This window comes from Acinetobacter sp. 24-47-66 (assembly GCF_056779755.1).
Window position 1 is genome coordinate 185,618 of sequence record NZ_JBWYIL010000004.1, and the last position, 17,224, is coordinate 202,841.

The 17,224-nt window shown below is 36.7% G+C and carries 21 protein-coding genes; 11 read left to right on the forward strand and 10 right to left on the reverse strand.

Translation table 11 applies throughout. The features are described from left to right. Positions 1-22: 22 nt before the first annotated feature. Positions 23-640: a LexA family protein gene (locus AC1M84_RS06035; protein WP_257219868.1), complete on the reverse strand. Its 618-nt coding sequence runs from the start codon at positions 638-640 to the stop codon at positions 23-25. A gap of 152 nt (positions 641-792) precedes the next feature. Between AC1M84_RS06035 and AC1M84_RS06040 the strand changes: the two genes are divergently transcribed. Both AC1M84_RS06040 and AC1M84_RS06045 read left to right on the forward strand, forming a co-directional pair. Next, positions 793-1,143: an immunity protein Imm33 domain-containing protein gene (locus AC1M84_RS06040; RefSeq protein ID WP_035267817.1), complete on the forward strand. Its 351-nt coding sequence runs from the start codon at positions 793-795 to the stop codon at positions 1,141-1,143. After that, on the forward strand, positions 1,143-1,514 hold the full coding sequence (locus tag AC1M84_RS06045) for a hypothetical protein (protein ID WP_481594622.1): 372 nt from the start codon (positions 1,143-1,145) through the stop codon (positions 1,512-1,514). The genes AC1M84_RS06040 and AC1M84_RS06045 overlap by 1 nt, the downstream gene beginning before the upstream one ends. A 246-nt stretch (positions 1,515-1,760) precedes the next feature. Here the strand turns inward: AC1M84_RS06045 and AC1M84_RS06050 are convergent, their stop codons facing one another. Genes AC1M84_RS06050 through tusD form a run of 4 tightly spaced genes read right to left on the reverse strand, consistent with a single transcriptional unit; the run spans position 1,761 to position 3,180 of the window. Continuing rightward, positions 1,761-2,084 (reverse strand): TusE/DsrC/DsvC family sulfur relay protein, encoded by a 324-nt coding sequence (locus AC1M84_RS06050; RefSeq protein WP_035267814.1) that lies wholly within the window; start codon positions 2,082-2,084, stop codon positions 1,761-1,763. A gap of 27 nt (positions 2,085-2,111) precedes the next feature. Next, positions 2,112-2,411 (reverse strand): DsrH/TusB family sulfur metabolism protein, encoded by a 300-nt coding sequence (locus AC1M84_RS06055; RefSeq protein ID WP_035267811.1) that lies wholly within the window; start codon positions 2,409-2,411, stop codon positions 2,112-2,114. Positions 2,412-2,416: 5 nt separating this feature from the next. Continuing rightward, complete coding sequence (locus tag AC1M84_RS06060; protein WP_035267809.1) at positions 2,417-2,767, reverse strand: hypothetical protein; 351 nt, start codon at positions 2,765-2,767, stop codon at positions 2,417-2,419. A gap of 44 nt (positions 2,768-2,811) precedes the next feature. Continuing rightward, positions 2,812-3,180 carry a sulfurtransferase complex subunit TusD gene (gene tusD / locus AC1M84_RS06065; RefSeq protein WP_481594623.1) on the reverse strand — a complete coding sequence of 123 codons (369 nt, stop codon included), beginning with the start codon at positions 3,178-3,180 and terminating at the stop codon, positions 2,812-2,814. 72 nt (positions 3,181-3,252) lie between these two features. On the opposite strand from tusD, the gene AC1M84_RS06070 reads away from it, so the two are divergent. From AC1M84_RS06070 to AC1M84_RS06090, 5 genes are all read left to right on the forward strand, one after another. Continuing rightward, positions 3,253-4,254 (forward strand): NAD-dependent epimerase/dehydratase family protein, encoded by a 1,002-nt coding sequence (locus tag AC1M84_RS06070; RefSeq protein ID WP_481594624.1) that lies wholly within the window; start codon positions 3,253-3,255, stop codon positions 4,252-4,254. Positions 4,255-4,364: 110 nt separating this feature from the next. Further along, positions 4,365-5,759 carry a class II fumarate hydratase gene (gene fumC / locus AC1M84_RS06075; RefSeq protein ID WP_481594625.1) on the forward strand — a complete coding sequence of 465 codons (1,395 nt, stop codon included), beginning with the start codon at positions 4,365-4,367 and terminating at the stop codon, positions 5,757-5,759. 255 nt (positions 5,760-6,014) lie between these two features. Then, the gene (locus AC1M84_RS06080) at positions 6,015-6,953 is read left to right on the forward strand and encodes a DUF4760 domain-containing protein (protein WP_481594626.1); all 939 of its coding nucleotides are present in this window, start codon (positions 6,015-6,017) and stop codon (positions 6,951-6,953) included. Between the two features lie 142 nt (positions 6,954-7,095). Continuing rightward, on the forward strand, positions 7,096-7,587 hold the full coding sequence (locus tag AC1M84_RS06085; protein ID WP_481594627.1) for a hypothetical protein: 492 nt from the start codon (positions 7,096-7,098) through the stop codon (positions 7,585-7,587). 245 nt (positions 7,588-7,832) lie between these two features. Beyond that, the gene (locus tag AC1M84_RS06090) at positions 7,833-8,435 is read left to right on the forward strand and encodes a nitroreductase family protein (RefSeq protein ID WP_481594628.1); all 603 of its coding nucleotides are present in this window, start codon (positions 7,833-7,835) and stop codon (positions 8,433-8,435) included. 49 nt (positions 8,436-8,484) lie between these two features. Here the strand turns inward: AC1M84_RS06090 and AC1M84_RS06095 are convergent, their stop codons facing one another. From AC1M84_RS06095 to AC1M84_RS06110, 4 genes are all read right to left on the reverse strand, one after another. Next, on the reverse strand, positions 8,485-9,693 hold the full coding sequence (locus AC1M84_RS06095) for an MFS transporter (RefSeq protein ID WP_180027834.1): 1,209 nt from the start codon (positions 9,691-9,693) through the stop codon (positions 8,485-8,487). Beyond that, positions 9,690-10,139, reverse strand: coding sequence for a MarR family winged helix-turn-helix transcriptional regulator (locus tag AC1M84_RS06100; protein ID WP_179997997.1), 450 nt, complete (start codon positions 10,137-10,139; stop codon positions 9,690-9,692). Before AC1M84_RS06100 ends, AC1M84_RS06095 begins: the two co-directional genes overlap by 4 nt. 100 nt (positions 10,140-10,239) lie before the next feature. Further along, positions 10,240-10,794 carry a thermonuclease family protein gene (locus AC1M84_RS06105; protein WP_481594629.1) on the reverse strand — a complete coding sequence of 185 codons (555 nt, stop codon included), beginning with the start codon at positions 10,792-10,794 and terminating at the stop codon, positions 10,240-10,242. A gap of 140 nt (positions 10,795-10,934) precedes the next feature. Further along, positions 10,935-11,849: a LysR family transcriptional regulator gene (locus AC1M84_RS06110; RefSeq protein ID WP_481594630.1), complete on the reverse strand. Its 915-nt coding sequence runs from the start codon at positions 11,847-11,849 to the stop codon at positions 10,935-10,937. A gap of 89 nt (positions 11,850-11,938) precedes the next feature. On the opposite strand from AC1M84_RS06110, the gene AC1M84_RS06115 reads away from it, so the two are divergent. Genes AC1M84_RS06115 through AC1M84_RS06130 form a run of 4 tightly spaced genes read left to right on the forward strand, consistent with a single transcriptional unit; the run spans position 11,939 to position 15,799 of the window. Next, a complete protein-coding gene (locus AC1M84_RS06115) occupies positions 11,939-13,180 on the forward strand; it encodes an acyl-CoA dehydrogenase family protein (protein WP_481594631.1) in 1,242 nt (413 codons plus the stop codon). Between the two features lie 27 nt (positions 13,181-13,207). Continuing rightward, entirely contained in the window at positions 13,208-14,329 is a 1,122-nt protein-coding gene (locus tag AC1M84_RS06120) for a phosphotransferase family protein (RefSeq protein ID WP_481592598.1), read from the forward strand. Next, positions 14,326-15,024, forward strand: a complete 699-nt coding sequence (locus tag AC1M84_RS06125; protein ID WP_481592597.1) for a histidine phosphatase family protein — start codon at positions 14,326-14,328, stop codon at positions 15,022-15,024. Before AC1M84_RS06120 ends, AC1M84_RS06125 begins: the two co-directional genes overlap by 4 nt. A 31-nt stretch (positions 15,025-15,055) precedes the next feature. Continuing rightward, entirely contained in the window at positions 15,056-15,799 is a 744-nt protein-coding gene (locus tag AC1M84_RS06130) for an SDR family oxidoreductase (RefSeq protein WP_179997992.1), read from the forward strand. A 24-nt stretch (positions 15,800-15,823) separates the two neighbouring features. On the opposite strand, the gene AC1M84_RS06135 is transcribed toward AC1M84_RS06130, so the two are convergent. Continuing rightward, positions 15,824-17,194 (reverse strand): alpha/beta hydrolase-fold protein, encoded by a 1,371-nt coding sequence (locus AC1M84_RS06135; RefSeq protein ID WP_481594632.1) that lies wholly within the window; start codon positions 17,192-17,194, stop codon positions 15,824-15,826. Positions 17,195-17,224: the final 30 nt, after the last annotated feature.

Here is a 17,224-nt window from a genome sequence, read left to right on the forward strand (position 1 = left end):
AGGGTGAACTGCTTAGATCAATTTATTTCAGTTTTTTTAAAATACAAGTCACTACACCCCAGACCATGATTTGTTCTTCGCTACGAGGATAGATGTCAGGGTAGTCTGGATTCTCGGCTTTTAACCATAAAAGGATCGTTCCATCATTTTGTTTTTCTAACATTAATCTTTTTACTGTGAATTCATTATTAATCAGCGCCAAGACGATATCACCATGTTCTGCATTCAAACTCCGGTCAATCAAGATTTGATCACCAACTTCAATCCCTGCATTTTTCATTGATAACGAATTTACGCGTAGTATAAAAGTAGATGCTACGTTGTGAACCAAGTATTCATTTAGATCAATATGTCCTTCTACATAATCTTGTGCTGGGGAAGGGAAGCCTGCTGCCACAGATTCAATAGGATAGGCGATTTTTAAACGTGTTCTAAATTGGATTGGTGAAATTTCAATTTGTTGATTGAAATCATCTTCAGGTCGTATTTTTAACCATTCTTTAATTTGAATCACTTTTGATTCAGGAACACGCATTACTACTGTTTTTTCTGAAAACTGTGATTTTCGACCTGCATTGGCACGTTTACCACCATGTAGAGAAGCGGTATTTGTTGCTGAAATATTTGAATTGCTGCTCATATGAAATTCCCCCCATTTAATCTTGAATATGTAACAAAATCAAGATAGCAAAAAAAACATTGTAAAAACAGATTGTTTCGTCGGATTGATTGTGCTTATACGACACTATGCTTAAAATTAGGTCTGAATTTATGATGAAAATGGAATCATCCATGTTGCAAGATTTTATTGAAGAGCAAAAATTAGTCTGTGAGGAGTTTGATTCTGCTTACATCAAAGTGAATGAAGATGATGTTGTTGCTGTGGCTAAGCATACTTTAGATCAAGAGCCAATCGTCGGTTTGCGTAATAAGCCTGAACCTGGTGAGAAAGTGGCATGGTTTATTTATGGCGGTGAATTAGGCGAGGGCGAAGATTTTTTTGAGACGATGACGGTGAAAGAGCTTGAAGAAATTTTACCCGATGCCATTCCATTTCTTGCATTGGAAACAGGTTTCCGTTTTATGATTGATCGAGATGATTATGAGGATGTTTGGAAAGCTGAGCCTGATTTAGGAATCTAATGCGCATGTTATGGGTGAGGTTGATTTTTGTAGGTTTAAGTTTTTTTGTATCACAACAGGTTGTAGCGAATGATTTGATTGATGCACAACAGATGGTGTATCAGCAAAAACTAGATCATGAAATGCAGCTGATCGAACAAACCAAGCAGATTTTAGATGATGAACACAGTACAGCCACACCGATGGAGCAACAACTTGCTTTATGCGGAAGGTTAAAGGCCTATCAAAACATTGTTGGTTTAGCAGACCAGTTCATTCAAGTTGAACAAGCACATGTAATGAAACGTATTGCGCAATTTTATTTAAATCAGCAATCTACGAGTTTTCAACAATCGGGCATGACAATTGATGATTGGTGTAGCGCAAACTAGCAAATTTGTCAGATATTGATATGAATTTGGACTGAATTGATAACTCGAACTTTATTATAATTTTTTGCGTTGAGTTGACGTATTCCAATTTCCCTGATTGACACGCGACATCTTAACCATCATTAGTCTAGGTGATGTCTAAACCCGCTGCATAGCGGGTTTTTTAATGTCTATTTCACTGATTAATTCATTTTTAAAGCTACGAACTGACTCGATATGCTATGTAAATCAAAAAGTAGTTTTGGTTTACAGACAATTGGCAGGCTTTGGTATTCCGGCTAATCGACTTAGATGGCGAGCAACTAGGCCTGTTTTAAACTTTTCTTGCAATACTGCATTATCAATGTCAGCGCTGACGTGTTTCATTAAAAATTTGATTAAGGGACGAGTTGCAGGAGAATGACCAAATTGAGCGTAGAACTGACGCACCGCATGCAATACTTCGAAATGCCAAGCTGTTAGCTCAAGCTCGAGCGTATTCGCGAGTACTTGCGCTACATTTTCATTCCAAATGGTATAGTCAACTAAATGACCATCTTGATCGAGTTCAAGGGATAATTCAGTGGTCATGGTAAAACCTAAGTCAATAAATTTGTTTTATTTAAGGCTAATACAGCGTGTAAAGCCCAGAATGATATCTGCAAAAGTGGTGTAATCAATCACTTCAATTTGAAAATACTCGCCGTTCAATAGATGCGAAGGTAATAACTCAGCATCTCGATCTAAAACGTAGACCTTGTTTTGAATCGTAAGTACAGATGGTGTAAACAATGCCAACACCGCATCCCCCATAAGCACTAAAGCATCATTGGTATCCAGTGTTTTTTGAACCTGTTGAATACAATGTTCAGTATTTGCAAATTGAGATTGTATTAAATAAAGCGTTTTATCGGTCATATGAGTTACCAATACAGCACATGGTCAAAGCTTTGAATTAACTCTTTATTAAATTCAATAAATTTAATTTCATGCGTAGTATGTTGAACAAAGGGATTATCTTGTTGATTGGATTCAACCAAAATAGGGCTTAGATCGTAAAACTCAAAGCTATCGACGAGGTTGGAAGCCAGTTTAAACGCATGTTTAATGGGTTCGAAGCTTAATTCGGAACGGAGTAAACTTAAAGCTGCGCCTTGCAATAAAACTTTTACTTCAGCGCCAAAAGTTGCTAAAACCATGGTTGCAGAAAGGCTCTCATGAACTTGTAGCGAGTTGAGATTTGATTGGGTTAATATAACCAGTACAGATTTCACACAATTTACCTTTCAATTGCAACAATCAATGAAAAATGAATAATTTAGAATTGAACTAGACGTGCTGAAGATGAGACAGCATCTGCCAATTCACCGAGTCCTACCAGCTGAAAACCTTCGGTCAGATTATGGGACTCAATGTGATGGCGTTGAGCATTTTCAGCATCAGTGATTCCACGTGCTAGGGCAGCACTTACGCAAACAGGAAGTTTGATATTTAATTTTTGCCACTCTTGTGTGAGACTTCTTTGATCATCTGGCGACCACTGTAAGTTGTTTGCAACTTGAACGCCGTCTTGATAAAAGAAAACTCGAAAAATTTCGCCTTTCGCTTGCAATGATTGTGCGAGTCCTAATGCATGCCAAGCATGGATTGAGCTAGGTGCCGAGGTAATTAGTAATAACGTACTCATTTAAAACTTCGCATAGGGTGATCAAACTGAAAATAGCTTATTCAGGCTTTTAAACAAAAAAGGTAGTATACAATGATTTTAGTGACAGGTGGATTAGGCTTTATAGGTTCACACGTTGTTTTAAGCTTATTGGCACATGGTCAAGAAGTTGTCATTGTAGATAATCTTGCCAATGCGAATTTACAAACGCTTGAACGTCTTGAATACATTTCTGGGATGTATGTACCTTTTGTAAAGCTAGATGTTAGAAATACGCCTGCTCTGAATAAAGTTTTTGAGCAGTACTCAATCCGTGCTGTTATACATACTGCAGGATTTAAGTCTTTAGAGGAATCTCGCTTAAAACCGCTTGAATATTATAATGATAATGTCAGTTGTATTATGAGTCTGATGCGTGCAATGCAACGAACAGGTGTACGAACATTATTGCATCTTTCAAGTATGGCGGTTTATGGCACTTCGAGTTTGAATTTAAATGAAGAGCATCCTCTCAATTTTGCCAATCCAAACCCTTATATTAAATCCCAGCAAATGATTGAAGAGATCATCCGTGATACCTCTAAAACGGATGAAGAATGGAGTATTGCGATCCTGAGACTAGCAAATGTAGCTGGTGCTTTTGAACATGGAGTTTTGGGTGAAGTGGTTGCCCCTTTACCTAAAAATATTTTGCCTTTGGTGTTACAAGTTGCAGCCATGCAGCGCGATTCCATTCAATTACAAAAGAATGCCAAGACAAAAGACCAAACGGTTGAACGAAGTTTTGTGCATATCATTGATGTGTGCGAGGCAGTCATTGCAACTTTAAAGTGGTTATTTAATCAAAGATCAACGTGCGAAGCATTTGATATCGCAGGTCAGCCAAGTTCAATTCAAAACTTGATTAATACGGTAGAAAAAGTGACTGAAACAAAAATTCGAATTGAGGAAACTGATTATGTTTTCCAAGAATTAGATCAAATTGGTTCGAATAGTTTAAAAGCATTTGAATTATTGAAATGGAAAGCACATCGATCACTAGAACAAATGATTGAAGATCAATGGCGATACTATCAAAGCATCTTTAATAATTAAAATGATAATCATTTACATTTATAGTTTTTTTGATTAGCATCAAATCAACGGTGGATGAATCCGAATCAAACATGATTCTTCCAAGGAATAGCGAAATATTTGAGGTTGATATGCAAACACGTATAGAACACGACACGATGGGTGATGTAGAAGTACCAAGTGATGCGATGTGGGGGGCTCAAACCCAGCGCAGTTTGCAAAATTTCAAAATTGGTGGTGAGCGACTTCCTCGTGCGATGATCCGTGGTATGGGGCTGGTCAAAAAAGCGGCTGCACTTACCAATGCTGAGTTAAATCAGATTCCTGCTGAATTGGCGAATTATATTGTGGGTGCAGCAGAAGAAGTGATTACGGGGCAATGGGACAGTCAATTTCCATTAGTGGTATGGCAAACAGGTTCTGGTACTCAAAGTAATATGAACTGTAATGAAGTAATTGCAAATATTGCGAATCAAAAGCTGGGTAATCCGCTTGGAGCACAGAAACCCGTTCATCCAAATGATCATGTTAATCGAGCTCAATCTACAAATGATTCATTTCCAACAGCGATTCATGTCGCTGCTAGTTTACAGATCAATGAGTTATTGATTCCAGCAGTTCAAGCTTTAAGAGAAACTTTGCATCAGAAGTCTCAAGAATTTTCAAATATCGTTAAGATTGGGCGTACACATTTACAAGATGCAACGCCGTTAACTTTAGGTCAGGAATTCAGTGGTTATGTATCTCAACTCGATCATGGGGTAAAACGTCTAGAGCAAGCTTTAGAGGGGTTATATGAATTGCCATTAGGAGGTACAGCTGTCGGGACAGGTCTAAATGCCCATCCTGATTATGCTATAAATGCAGCAAAGAAATTGGCTGAGCTTACGGGTTTACCTTTCGTGACTGCACCAAATAAATTTGAAGCACTAGCTGGACGTGATGCTGCAGTATTTGCTTCTGGCGCACTGAAAACACTTGCTGCGAGTTTAAATAAGATTGCCAATGATATTCGTTGGTTAGCGAGTGGTCCTCGTTGTGGTTTTGGGGAGATTCGTATTCCTGAAAATGAACCAGGTTCGAGTATTATGCCGGGTAAGGTGAATCCTACTCAAAGTGAAGCCATGACGATGGTTGTTGCGCAGGTTTTGGGTAATGACACGACAATTAATATCGCTGGTGCTTCAGGTAATTTTGAACTAAATGTTTTTATGCCGGTTATTGCTTATAATTTACTGCAATCAATTCAACTGCTAGGTGATGCATGTAATAGCTTTAATGAGCATTGTGCTGTGGGGATTGAGCCAAACCAAGATAAGATCGATTATTTCTTGCATAACTCATTGATGCTAGTGACTGCGTTGAATCCTGTGATTGGTTATGAAAACGCGGCAAAAGTTGCTAAGACAGCATATAAGGAAGGTAAAACACTTAAACAAGTTGCTGTAGAGCTGAATTTAGTCACAGCTGAGCAGTTTGATGAAGTCGTTGTACCTGAGAATATGGTTTCACCTAATGTGAAGTGATTTCGATTTGGTGAATTTTATGATTTGAATGTTGATAACATATATTGACAAGCAACTGTCTTTAATATATTGACCAATTATTCATTTCAGAATACTATTTATAAAACGACCTTTCATACGTCACTTAAGGCTTTTACAAAGGAGACAATCATGAATAATTATAAAGCTCGTCTAATCCTTGAAGAAGGCTATGGATTAGGTTGAGACTCATTTAAATTTGTGTAATAAAAAAGCATCCATTAGGGTGCTTTATTTTTGAGTAAAATAAAATTGAATTACTTTTATACTTATCTTCTGATAATTCCATATGTCACTGTAATTGCTTATTTTTATATTTATCGTAGAGATAATTTCTTTATTAAGATTAGAAGTAGTAATCAACTCCTTCTCATCTTAATTTTATTAGGTATCACGTTTGTAGAAATATTAATTTGGAAAAGTTTTTTTGAAGATTATAAATTTCTAAATTTTGATATAGAGAATACAGATGGGCAGTTTAAAACGACAGCATTAGTTACGGTTTTAGCAGCTATAGCTGCCGTTTTTGGTTGGATTTTTACTTCAAGGGTGCAAATTATAAACACTATAAGAAGTCATTCAGTACAAGTATTGATGAATAGTAGGAATTCTACTGCGTATATTGCTAAGGTTGATATTGCAACCAAAATAAGAAGGAATTTGGGGAAGGATCAAAACGTAGAGTCAAAAGATAAAGTGCAATTGACTAGAGAAAAATTTAATTCATTGGAAGATGAGGAAAAATCGGCTGTAACATATTTATTAAATTTTTTGGAATTTGTAGCAATTGGAATCAGGCATAACAACTTAGATGAAGACTTAATAAAAAGTAGTTTCAAATCAATACTTAAAGCTAATTACAACCTCTTCCAACCTGTAATTGAATATTTAAGAGATATTGATAGTCCTAAAATTTACAATCAACTCGAAATTTTGCATAAAAGGTGGGAAGAGAACAAAGAACCAGAATGTATCAATTGTAAGCAAGGTATTGATGATGAAGTTCAAAATAGAAAGAAACATAAATTTAATAATCTTTGGAACATTACATTAACAATTTTAACGGGCTCAGGGTGGCTAATAATGATAGCTATTATGAGATTAATAGAGAAATTAACGAAATATTCAACAGAGGAAGATTTATTATGCGATAACTGCAAAACATTAAAAAAATAAGTAAAAACTTCATCACATAGTCATGTAATTATTATGAGATTGATTAACTCGTCGCAATTGTTAAAATACACATTGCTTTTAATTGCTGTTGTATCAAAGTTCTTATCTTAGACTTAAGACAGCCAATCTACGGAAATTTTCAATGCTCGATATATATTTAACAGATGTTCAAAAAAATGTTCAATTTCAAGATTATCCAGGTGAACATCCTGTTAAATTTATTCTTAACTTTAAAAAAATCTTCCCAAGTATTATGGAATTACTACTTCCTGTTCTACCTAAAGATGAAAATCTAGAAGACATGACATGGGAATCAACAACAAAAGATTTTGAAACCTTCAAACTCCTAGTGACAGGTTGGGGTGTGATTGAACTGCGTCTGAATGCCATTACACAATTCAAAAATCGTGAATTTGCAGATCAGCTAGTAAAAACTGCTCAACAAAAAAGAGCAAAGTTTTCTAAAGAACAACCTAAGCTCAGTACGGTAGATTTAGACTATTTGTTCATGCATGAAGTTCATACGGCGATTGATGCTGAATTAGTAGAGTTAGGTGAAAAATTCTATTTGCCAACCTTACGCTCCCTATGGAAAAACCAAGTATCGGCTCAGGTTCTTGAAGCTAAATTTTAAGCTTACATATGCCAAGAAAAGCCCTCTATCATGGAGGGCTTTTTACTATTGGGTAAAAAAAATACGAATAAAATCAAATCTTCGAATTAGGGTTCAAAATGGATAGATGTTGGTCTGATAAATGCTTAATGTAACACTACAACATATTTGATTTGTTGAATATTTAATCTTTGGTTAAGTATTTCTAATGAATTAAAGGTCAGAATATCGTATTTCCCCGAGGAAATACCAAAGGATTTCAGAAAATGTCGAATCAATTTTTAGATTTAGTTAAAAAACGCCGTACGATTTATGCTTTAGGAAAAGCAGTTGAACAATCTCCTGAGTACTTAACAGATCTTATTCAGAATGCGATTAAACAAAGCCCATCATCTTTTAACTCTCAATCTTCACGTGCGGTGATTTTATTTAACGCTGAACATGAAAAATTTTGGGGCTTTGTGAAAGAGAAGCTAAAGTCATATGCGAAGGACGAGGCGAGTGCAGCAAAAACTTCTGCAAAAATGGATAGCTTTGCTGCAGGCGTAGGCACTGTATTATTTTTCGAAGAAATGGATACGATCACTGACTTACAAGAGAAATATCCTTCGTATGCGGAAAACTTCCCAATTTGGGCGGAACATTCAACAGCAATGGCACAGTTTGCGGTTTGGACAGCTTTGCATACAGAAGGTTTAGGTGCAAACCTTCAACATTATAATCCGATTGTAGATGATCAAGTCCAAACTGAATGGGCTATACCAGCTTCGTGGAAACTACGCGCACAATTGGTATTTGGATCTAAGGAAGGTGAAGCTTTCGATAAAGGCTATATTGACGACGCCACACGTTTTAAAGTGTTTAAATAAAATATGGGAAAGCACTCATAGGAGTGCTTTTTTTAAACCCATAAATAGCCTAAGCATTTTTTGTATTTTGAACGTTTTTCCCATGTAATACATAATATAAGACAATGCAAAATAACGTCCCAATAGCACTATATAAATAGAGTTGTTGGTAACTGATCAAGTCTAAAGCTAAACCTAAGAAATAAGGACCGAATCCTAAACCTGCATCTAAAAAGATAAAGTAAGTTGAGGTTGCAAATCCCATCCGTTCCAAACTAGTACTTTTTACTGCTATTGTTTGGCAAATTGATTGGATATTACCGTATCCTAAACCTAATAATCCTGCGCAAATCAACAAGAGACCCGAACTGTTAGCTTGGCTCAACAAGAAGAATGCAAGTGCCATAATGAGAAAGGCTGGATACATAATTATATTTTCGCCTTTCTTATCCATCAGTGGTCCCGTAATAGGACGAGAGAGCAGAATCGTCAACGCATAAATGAGAAAGAAAAACGATGCTGCTTCAACCAGATCGATTTCTTTGGCATAAAAATTGATAAACGATAGAACACCTGAATAGAAGAGGGAGCTTACCAACATGATCAGAGCAATGGGTAAGGCGCTCTTTTCAATATATTGAGATAGAAAACTATTTTGAGTATGGGCCTGATCAGGTATAGACGAAACCTGATGCAATTGAGGAACTTGAATAAATAATGCTGTAATTAAACATAAAACTGCAAGGATTGAAGATAGGGCAAAAATAATGTTGTAACTGACATGAAGCATTAGCCAGATTGCCAAAAATGGTCCAATTGCAGTTCCTAAAGTACTACTCATACTGTAGTAACCTATACCTTCACCACGACGGGTTGCGGGAATAATTTGAGCGATAATTGTGCCAAATACGGTGGAGGCAACCCCCATCATAAAGCCATGCAAGAATCGAACGATTAATAAGGTTCCAACCTCTAAATGGAGAAAATAAAAGCCTGAAAATATGAGAAATCCAGTGAGTCCGACCAGCATGGTGACTTTAGAACCGAATTTAACGAGGAATTTAGCCACCAATAAACGACCAATCAGTGTACCCACAATAAAAAGTCCTGATACTAAACCAGCCTGCGCCGTCGTCGCTCCAAGTTCTGTTATCGAAAATCCCACAATGACAATGACGAGAAGATAAAAAGTCAGTACCAATTGAAAGTTAATTAAACTGACCAAAATAAAGTTACGTGTCCAAAGAGGCTGATTAACTTGATTTGAGGAAGTACTCATAACTCCTCCACGATATTTAAGCTTTTATAACGCTCTAAAATAGACAAAAACAGTTGAAGTGTCTCAGCACTTTGAGCAATGTCTTCAGGATTTACTTGATTCAAAAACTGTTGTTCAAATTGATCAATCTGAATTGTACAAATTTGATAAAGATCTCTACCTTTTTCGGTTAATTGAATTAATTTTTGGCGTTTATCAGATGATTCTAAAAACTGAATAACATCTAATTTATGTAAAGTATTAATGCGTTTTGCAATTGATGGTTTAGAAACATTGAGTTCATGAGCCAAATCAATTGAAGTGATGGAGTCATGATCATAGATATGATAAATCAACTGCCACATTGAATAGTTCAGTTGGTATTGAGCCAAGATATCATTTAAACGGTCACTAAAGAGTCGCGCACTTCGCAGCAATACGACACGGAATTTGGGAGAATTTTGCATATAGTTAACCAAGCTAACTAGTTTGTTGGCTTGAATTTACGCTCAATTATTAGACGAATCAAGCGTACTGCACTTATTGATAATCAGGGTACTGAAAATATTAGTTTTTTTGTTTTCTAAAAGTACTTGGTCGAATAGGACGGGTCCCGCGCCAGAGACCTCGTTTATTGCGTTTTGCACTATCTTGTAGCGAGATCATATATTTTAATTGCTTTGGATCACGTATGTATTCTTCGTAAACCCACGCACCACCACGCCTCACTAATTCTTCATTCATATTCTTGCGATAGCGGTAGACCACACCCACGCAACGTCCATAACGATCAATATCCGTGATTTTTACACGAACAATTTTACCTTGAATCATTTTCTTAACTAAGCGTTGGGATTCAAGCCCGTAACTTTGATTAGATTCAGGCGCATCTACAAAAGCAAAGCGTAATTTAGTTTTAGAACGTCTTAAATTCAAACGATGGCAGGAGAGGGTGTCACCATCACTCACCGCTGTAACACGGCACCAATAAGTTTTTCCTTTTTTAAAAGGTTTAAATACTTGAAGAAGATAAATTCTTACTTGTCTAAAAATGATAAGAAGTAATAAGCATAAAATCGCACCTAGCCCAATAAGCCATGATGCAGGGAGTTGATCAAACATAGAAAATACAAGAGAAAACAAGCCTTAATATGATAAATCAACTCCAAGTGAGTGTTTGATTCAATATTGAACAGATGGTGTTCACACAGATTTTCTACTAAATAGCCTAAGTTTTATCATCTATCACCGCCACAAATAGCCTAAGCAAAAATTTTATTAATTTCTGAAATTAAATACTCAAACTTTTGGTGTGATGCTAATTGTGAATTCCAATAAATTCCCATTTTCATTAAAGGCAGTTCAATAGGGAGTTCAGAAATTTTTAAATCTTGAGGTAATTTCAAATTTTTTAAAATACTAAAAGGTAAGGTTAGCAATGTGTCAGGATACTCCTTCAAAATTTGTAGTGCTGTTGAATAGTGTTGACAGCGTAAAAAAATATCACGTTGAATATTCAACTTTTTAAAATGTAAATCTTCAATAAGCACACCAGAATGCCTTGATGAAACACCAATATGTTGGGCATGTTTGTATTGTTCTAAATTTTCGATGGTTGTCAAACCACATATGACAAAGCGATCATTCACTAAAGGGTTAAAATAAATTTTCTCATCAACTTTCTGTTGAAGATCGACCACTAAATCAAGTTGCTGTGACAATAAATCTTTTGCCCAATTAGTTCGATCTAATTTGATACTTTGAAACCGTGTCGCTAGTCCTAAATCACGAAAATGACGGATTAACTGCGGAAAAATTAAAGGCTCAATTTCATCATGAATTGCTATACGAATAGATTGAATCGTCAGTGGATCAAAAGATATATGATGAGTCGAGATATGCTGAATTGAGATTAATGTTTCTTTTATTCGTGGATAAATTTGATGTGAAAAGGGTGTCGCAACCATCTTTATACCACTTCGGATAAAAAGATCATCTTTCAATTGTAATCTTAATCGCTGTAAAGCGTGACTGGCTGCAGATTGTGTAATACACATCAAATTTGCGGCTTTACTGATACTTTGATGTTCGTATATCGCAATAAATAATGGATATAGATTGATATCAATGTGTGAAAAAGCGCTCAGATCCACAGATTCCTGATGAATTCTATTCATAAAGTAATATTTAAATAAATCATTTCATTCATAGTAGGTTTCAAGCTATGTTGATGTAAAGCGTGATGAGAATATAGTTCGAGGGATTAATGTTTCAATTAACGGAAAAAGCTAAACACTTTTATGATTTAGCACAACGCTTTATTCAAGACGAAATAGAGCCTATAGAACAAGAATTTTGGCATAAAGCTCATCAATTAAATTCAAGTAATGATTGGACATCATGGATGTGGCCAGCAGAACTTGAAGTACTCAAACAAAAAGCTAAATCGCAAAATTTGTGGAATCTTTTTTTACCAGACCCAGAATTTGGTCAAGGTTTAACAGTTCAAGAATATGCACACATTGCTGAGTTAACTGGCCGTAGTTTATTGGCTCCTACGGTTTTCAATTGTAATGCGCCAGATAGCGGTAATATGGAGTTAATTTGGCGCTATGGCTCAGAACAACAAAAAGAGCAATGGTTAAAACCTCTCTTAGACGGAAAAATTCGATCCGTATTTTGCATGACTGAACCAGAAGTTGCTTCTTCAGATGCGACGAACATGCAAGCCACTGCTGTAATTGAGGGAGACGAAATTGTTTTAAATGGACGCAAATGGTGGTCTTCGGGTTTAGGCGATCCTAATGCAAAAATCATTATATTTATGGCACATACACCAGACGCAAATAAAGGTCGACATCAACAACATTCAATGGTTTTAGTTCCAGTTGAAACTGAGGGCGTAAAAATTGAAAGAATGTTACCTGTATTTGGTGATTATGATGCGCCACACGGTCATGGAGAAGTAACCTTTAATAATGTTCGTGTTCCAGTCACTCATTTTATTGGTGGAGCAGGTCAAGGGTTTGAGATTGCACAGGGGCGACTTGGTCCAGGACGTATTCATCATTGCATGCGTTGTATCGGTGCTGCTGAGAAATCATTGGAATTAATGATTGATCGTGGAATGCAAAGAAAAGCATTCGGAAAGGAAATTTTGAAACTTGGTGGTAATTTGGAAAGAGTCGCGGAAGCGCGTGTTGCCATCGATCAAGCACGTCTTTTGACCTTATATGCGGCATATAAAATGGATAAGCTGGGCAATATGGCTGCACTCACTGAAATCTCTGCAATTAAAGTCGTTGCACCTAGTGTTTTGGAAAAAGTTGTCGATATGGCAATGCAAATTCACGGCGGTGCAGGTTTATCTAGAGATACGCCATTGACAGGTTTTTTTGCACAAGCGCGTGCATTACGTTTGGCAGATGGGCCAGATGAGGTGCATAAAGGCATGATTGCAAAATTGGAACTTGCGAAACGTGGTTTTTCAACTCGTCATTCTCAATAAGATGCGTACTCGATTTAAGGAAGAAATATGTCAGTTATAGATACAGCAGGGCAAGTCAGACGTGGTGAAGAGCTCGATATCGTTTCAGTCACAACCTGGTTAAATCAAAATGGCGTGGAAGTGATTGAACCTGTAGAAGTTACACAATATTCTGGTGGAGCTTCGAACTGGACATACCGGCTCAAATATAGCAATGCAGATCTGATATTAAGAAGACCACCCGCAGGAACCAAAGCCAAATCTGCTCATGATATGGTTCGAGAACATAATGTTCAGAAAGCTTTAAAAGATCTATATCCAGTCGTACCCAAAATGCTGGCATTATGTCAGGATGAATCTGTACTCGGATGCGATTTTTATGTGATGCAGCGAATAGAGGGAATTATACCAAGGGCAAAGCTTCCACCAGAACTAAAACTCACTGAATTTGATGTGCATCAGCTTTGTATAAATGTTTTAGACAAATTGATTGAATTGCACCAAGTTCCTTATCAAGGAACAGCACTTGAAAAAATTGGAAAAGGTGAGGGTTACTGCCGTCGTCAGATCGAGGGTTGGGACAGTCGCTACGAAAAAGCCCATACTATCAATGTGCCGACCTTTATGTTTGTAAGAAATTGGCTTAAAGACAATATTCCTGAGGATTCAACCAACTGTATTATTCACAACGATTGGCGTTTTGATAATGTCATTTTGAATCCTCAACAGCCTACTGAGGTCATCGGGGTGTTGGATTGGGAAATGGCGACAATTGGTGATCCACTTATGGATTTAGGATCAGCCTTAGCATATTGGGTTGAAGAAAACGACAATATGATCTTTAAATCGACACGTCGACAACCTACACATCTTAAAGGTATGTTTACACGTAAAGAAGTTGTGGATTATTACCTAGAAAAAACAGGACTAAAGCCATCTAACTGGACGTTCTATGAAGTATTTGGGATCTTTAGATTAGCGGTCATAGCACAACAAATTTATTATCGTTATTACCATAAACAAACGGATAATCCTGCATTTAAGGATTTTTGGATTGTGATTCATGCATTACATATTCGTGCTTTAAAACTTATAGGTATACAAAAGCTTGAAGCGAATGAAATTGCAAAAACTTATCTCGCAAAATTACAGGATATTCTGCCAAGATGACGACAATATATTTGGTCAGACATGGTCAAGCTTCATTTGGTGCTGAAAGTTATGATCAGCTTTCTCAGAAAGGTGAAGTTCAAGCACGTGTGTTGGGACAATATTTTCAAAAGTTACTACAAGAGCGACCATATGTCATAGCTGGCTCGATGAAACGTCATCAGCAAACGGCGTATATCTCTTTGAATGAATGTTTTCCTGACAGTCAGATTGATATCGATCCACATTGGAACGAGTTCAATCATCAACAAGTGTTTGCAAAATATGAACCACGTTTTGCAGATCCTGCATTACTTAAAAAAGATGTTAGTCAAGCGGTAGATCCTCGTGCCTATTTAGGAAAAATTTTTGAAGGTGCAATTCAACGTTGGACTAAGGGGGATCATCATCATGATTATGATGAAAGCTGGCCTCAATTTCAGCAAAGAGTACTTCAAGGCTTGAACAAACTATGTATACAACTTGAAACAGAAAAATCTCGCTATGCCGTAGTTTATACGTCTGGTGGTGTGATATCTGTCGTTGCAGGGCATTTACTTGGTTTAAGTGCAGACAAAACTTTTGCATTGAACTGGGCAATCACTAATACCAGTTTTACCACCTTAAGATTAGTTGGTACCGAACCACAATTACTCAGTTTAAATGAACATCATTATTTAAAAGAACAGGATCGTGATTTGCTCACTTGGATTTGATCAAGGCTATATGCCATAGAGAGAAAATGGAATGAACAAAACTATATTAATTACAGGTGCAAGCTCAGGTATCGGTGCTGGGATGGCACAAGAGTTTGCAAAAAAAGGATATAACCTAGCGATCTGTGCTCGTCGTTTAGAAAGGTTGTATGCTTTAAAAGATGAAATAGAACAACGCTATCAGGTAAAAGTAAGTGCGAAGGTATTGGATGTCACGGATGATGAGCAAGTCTTCCGTGTATTTAAAGAGTTTAAAGATGAGCTAGGCACTATTGATCGAGTGATAGTCAATGCTGGTGTGGGCGAAGGACGTCGTATCGGTAAAGGTAATTTTGCGATTAATAAAGCAACAGTTGAAACTAATTTTATTTCTGCGATGGCACAATGTGAGGCTGCGGTCGAAATTTTTAGATCTCAAAATTCAGGACATTTAGTTGTAATATCATCGATGAGTGCTTTGCGTGGTATGCCAAAACATCTTACAGCTTATGCTGCCAGTAAAGCGGGAATTGCGCATTTAGCCGAAGGGATTCGAGCTGAACTTCTTGGAACACCAATTAAAGTTTCAACGATTTATCCTGGTTACATTCGAACTGAAATTAATGAAGGTGCTGGAAAATTACCTTTTGAGGTCGATCAAGCCACAGGATCACGACTATTAGCTGAAGCAATCGAAAAGCAACCAGTCAAAGCATATGTACCAAAGTGGCCATGGTTGCCATTGGGTTTTGCAATGAAGGTTTTACCGCTTCAGCTCGTCAATAAGTTGAGTTAAAAAAACGTCTTATAAATCCCACATTTAGTGGGATTTATTTTTAAAGAAATATTTCAAAGCATCCTGTATGACGATTTGCCAAACGGCATATGAATGTCCGCCTATATATTCTTGATAGTGAACATTGTGTCCCTGATCGATTAAATCCTGAGCGACAATCGGAGAGGTTTCTAGAATGCTTAAGCTATTATTTTGTCTCGAATATTCATAGCTATTGGCTGAAATATACCAATTGAGTTTCTTTGTATTGTCTAATGTTGAAGCTCTGATCAGTTTACTCATACCATTGATTGTATCGTTTGGATCAGATTTCCACCAAAATGAACCAGAAAGTGGCACGACGTGACTAATCTCATTGGATGTTTTCAACGCCAAATAAGCAGAACTCAGACCACCCAAACTTGAACCCAATAAGACTGTTTTGTTGTGATCACGTTGGTAGGGCAAATGTTGACTCATCCAAGGCAATAATTCTTCTTGAAAAAACTGTGTGTATTCTGGATTGGGGCTAAGTTCTTTAGCACGTAATTGATCATTTGGGTGTCCAACAAAAACAGCTTGTATAGGTGGGAGTTGCTGTTGTTGAACCAACTGATCTAATATCTGAGGAACTTTAACTAAATGTGCATATTGCTCACCATCAAAAAAAATCAGAGTGATATATGATTTTCCGACTTGAGGTGGAGTTTCATAAATCTGAATAAGACGATCATTTCCCAAAACTTTACTTTTCAACACGGATGAAACTAATTGTTTTTCACTATTTTCAGCCATTTGAGTTGGATCAATAAAGTTAGGCGCTCGACTAAGTTTTGCGATATTTTCATTCCTCAGCGTGGTATTCGTTTTTATGGCAATGTTTTTAGAATCAAACCACTTATGAGGATTGAAAGGGTCGAGTTGTTGAACCTTTAAAATAGATCTACGCTGATCTCGTGATTCTTTTAAATTTGGGTTTAAATGTGGGCAGTAATTTGATAAATATCCATCGATATTCGGCGAATCCACAGCAAAACTATAACTTCCGATAAATCTTGAATCAACAATACTTTCTTTAAACCAAATATCAGTACCTTTAAGCCGAGTTAACCATTCATGATCATTACTCGGACCACCGATTAATCGCACATTGTGTTTTGCACCACGATATAAATAAATGACACGTTGGTGTGTTTCATTAAAATCTTCAATTATAGGGGTTTGATTTTTCCGAATTTCCGACCAAAATTGATCGAGGAGATGATTTTTTTGATCAGGATACATCTGAATCTGTTTTTGGATTTGTTGAAGCACCTTACTTTTGGGATCCATATCCTCACATGCAGGGGCATAAGGTTGAGTGCTGACTTGTAATGAATGATTTAAAGAAAGATCAGCACTTACTGTGGAACTCATTAACATCAATATAGAAAAAAATTTGATAGG

Coding starts and splice junctions, on each gene's coding strand:
- AC1M84_RS06050 (WP_035267814.1), bottom strand. CDS start 2,084: ATGACCACTGAATTATCCCTTGAACTCGATCAAGATGGTCATTTAGTT.
- AC1M84_RS06070 (WP_481594624.1), top strand. CDS start 3,253: ATGATTTTAGTGACAGGTGGATTAGGCTTTATAGGTTCACACGTTGTT.
- AC1M84_RS06095 (WP_180027834.1), bottom strand. CDS start 9,693: ATGAGTACTTCCTCAAATCAAGTTAATCAGCCTCTTTGGACACGTAAC.
- tusD (WP_481594623.1), bottom strand. CDS start 3,180: ATGAGTACGTTATTACTAATTACCTCGGCACCTAGCTCAATCCATGCT.
- AC1M84_RS06135 (WP_481594632.1), bottom strand. CDS start 17,194: ATGAGTTCCACAGTAAGTGCTGATCTTTCTTTAAATCATTCATTACAA.
- AC1M84_RS06130 (WP_179997992.1), top strand. CDS start 15,056: ATGAACAAAACTATATTAATTACAGGTGCAAGCTCAGGTATCGGTGCT.
- AC1M84_RS06115 (WP_481594631.1), top strand. CDS start 11,939: ATGTTTCAATTAACGGAAAAAGCTAAACACTTTTATGATTTAGCACAA.
- fumC (WP_481594625.1), top strand. CDS start 4,365: ATGCAAACACGTATAGAACACGACACGATGGGTGATGTAGAAGTACCA.
- AC1M84_RS06090 (WP_481594628.1), top strand. CDS start 7,833: ATGTCGAATCAATTTTTAGATTTAGTTAAAAAACGCCGTACGATTTAT.
- AC1M84_RS06055 (WP_035267811.1), bottom strand. CDS start 2,411: ATGACCGATAAAACGCTTTATTTAATACAATCTCAATTTGCAAATACT.
- AC1M84_RS06040 (WP_035267817.1), top strand. CDS start 793: ATGTTGCAAGATTTTATTGAAGAGCAAAAATTAGTCTGTGAGGAGTTT.
- AC1M84_RS06105 (WP_481594629.1), bottom strand. CDS start 10,794: ATGTTTGATCAACTCCCTGCATCATGGCTTATTGGGCTAGGTGCGATT.
- AC1M84_RS06045 (WP_481594622.1), top strand. CDS start 1,143: ATGCGCATGTTATGGGTGAGGTTGATTTTTGTAGGTTTAAGTTTTTTT.
- AC1M84_RS06035 (WP_257219868.1), bottom strand. CDS start 640: ATGAGCAGCAATTCAAATATTTCAGCAACAAATACCGCTTCTCTACAT.
- AC1M84_RS06120 (WP_481592598.1), top strand. CDS start 13,208: ATGTCAGTTATAGATACAGCAGGGCAAGTCAGACGTGGTGAAGAGCTC.
- AC1M84_RS06100 (WP_179997997.1), bottom strand. CDS start 10,139: ATGCAAAATTCTCCCAAATTCCGTGTCGTATTGCTGCGAAGTGCGCGA.
- AC1M84_RS06085 (WP_481594627.1), top strand. CDS start 7,096: ATGCTCGATATATATTTAACAGATGTTCAAAAAAATGTTCAATTTCAA.
- AC1M84_RS06110 (WP_481594630.1), bottom strand. CDS start 11,849: ATGAATAGAATTCATCAGGAATCTGTGGATCTGAGCGCTTTTTCACAC.
- AC1M84_RS06125 (WP_481592597.1), top strand. CDS start 14,326: ATGACGACAATATATTTGGTCAGACATGGTCAAGCTTCATTTGGTGCT.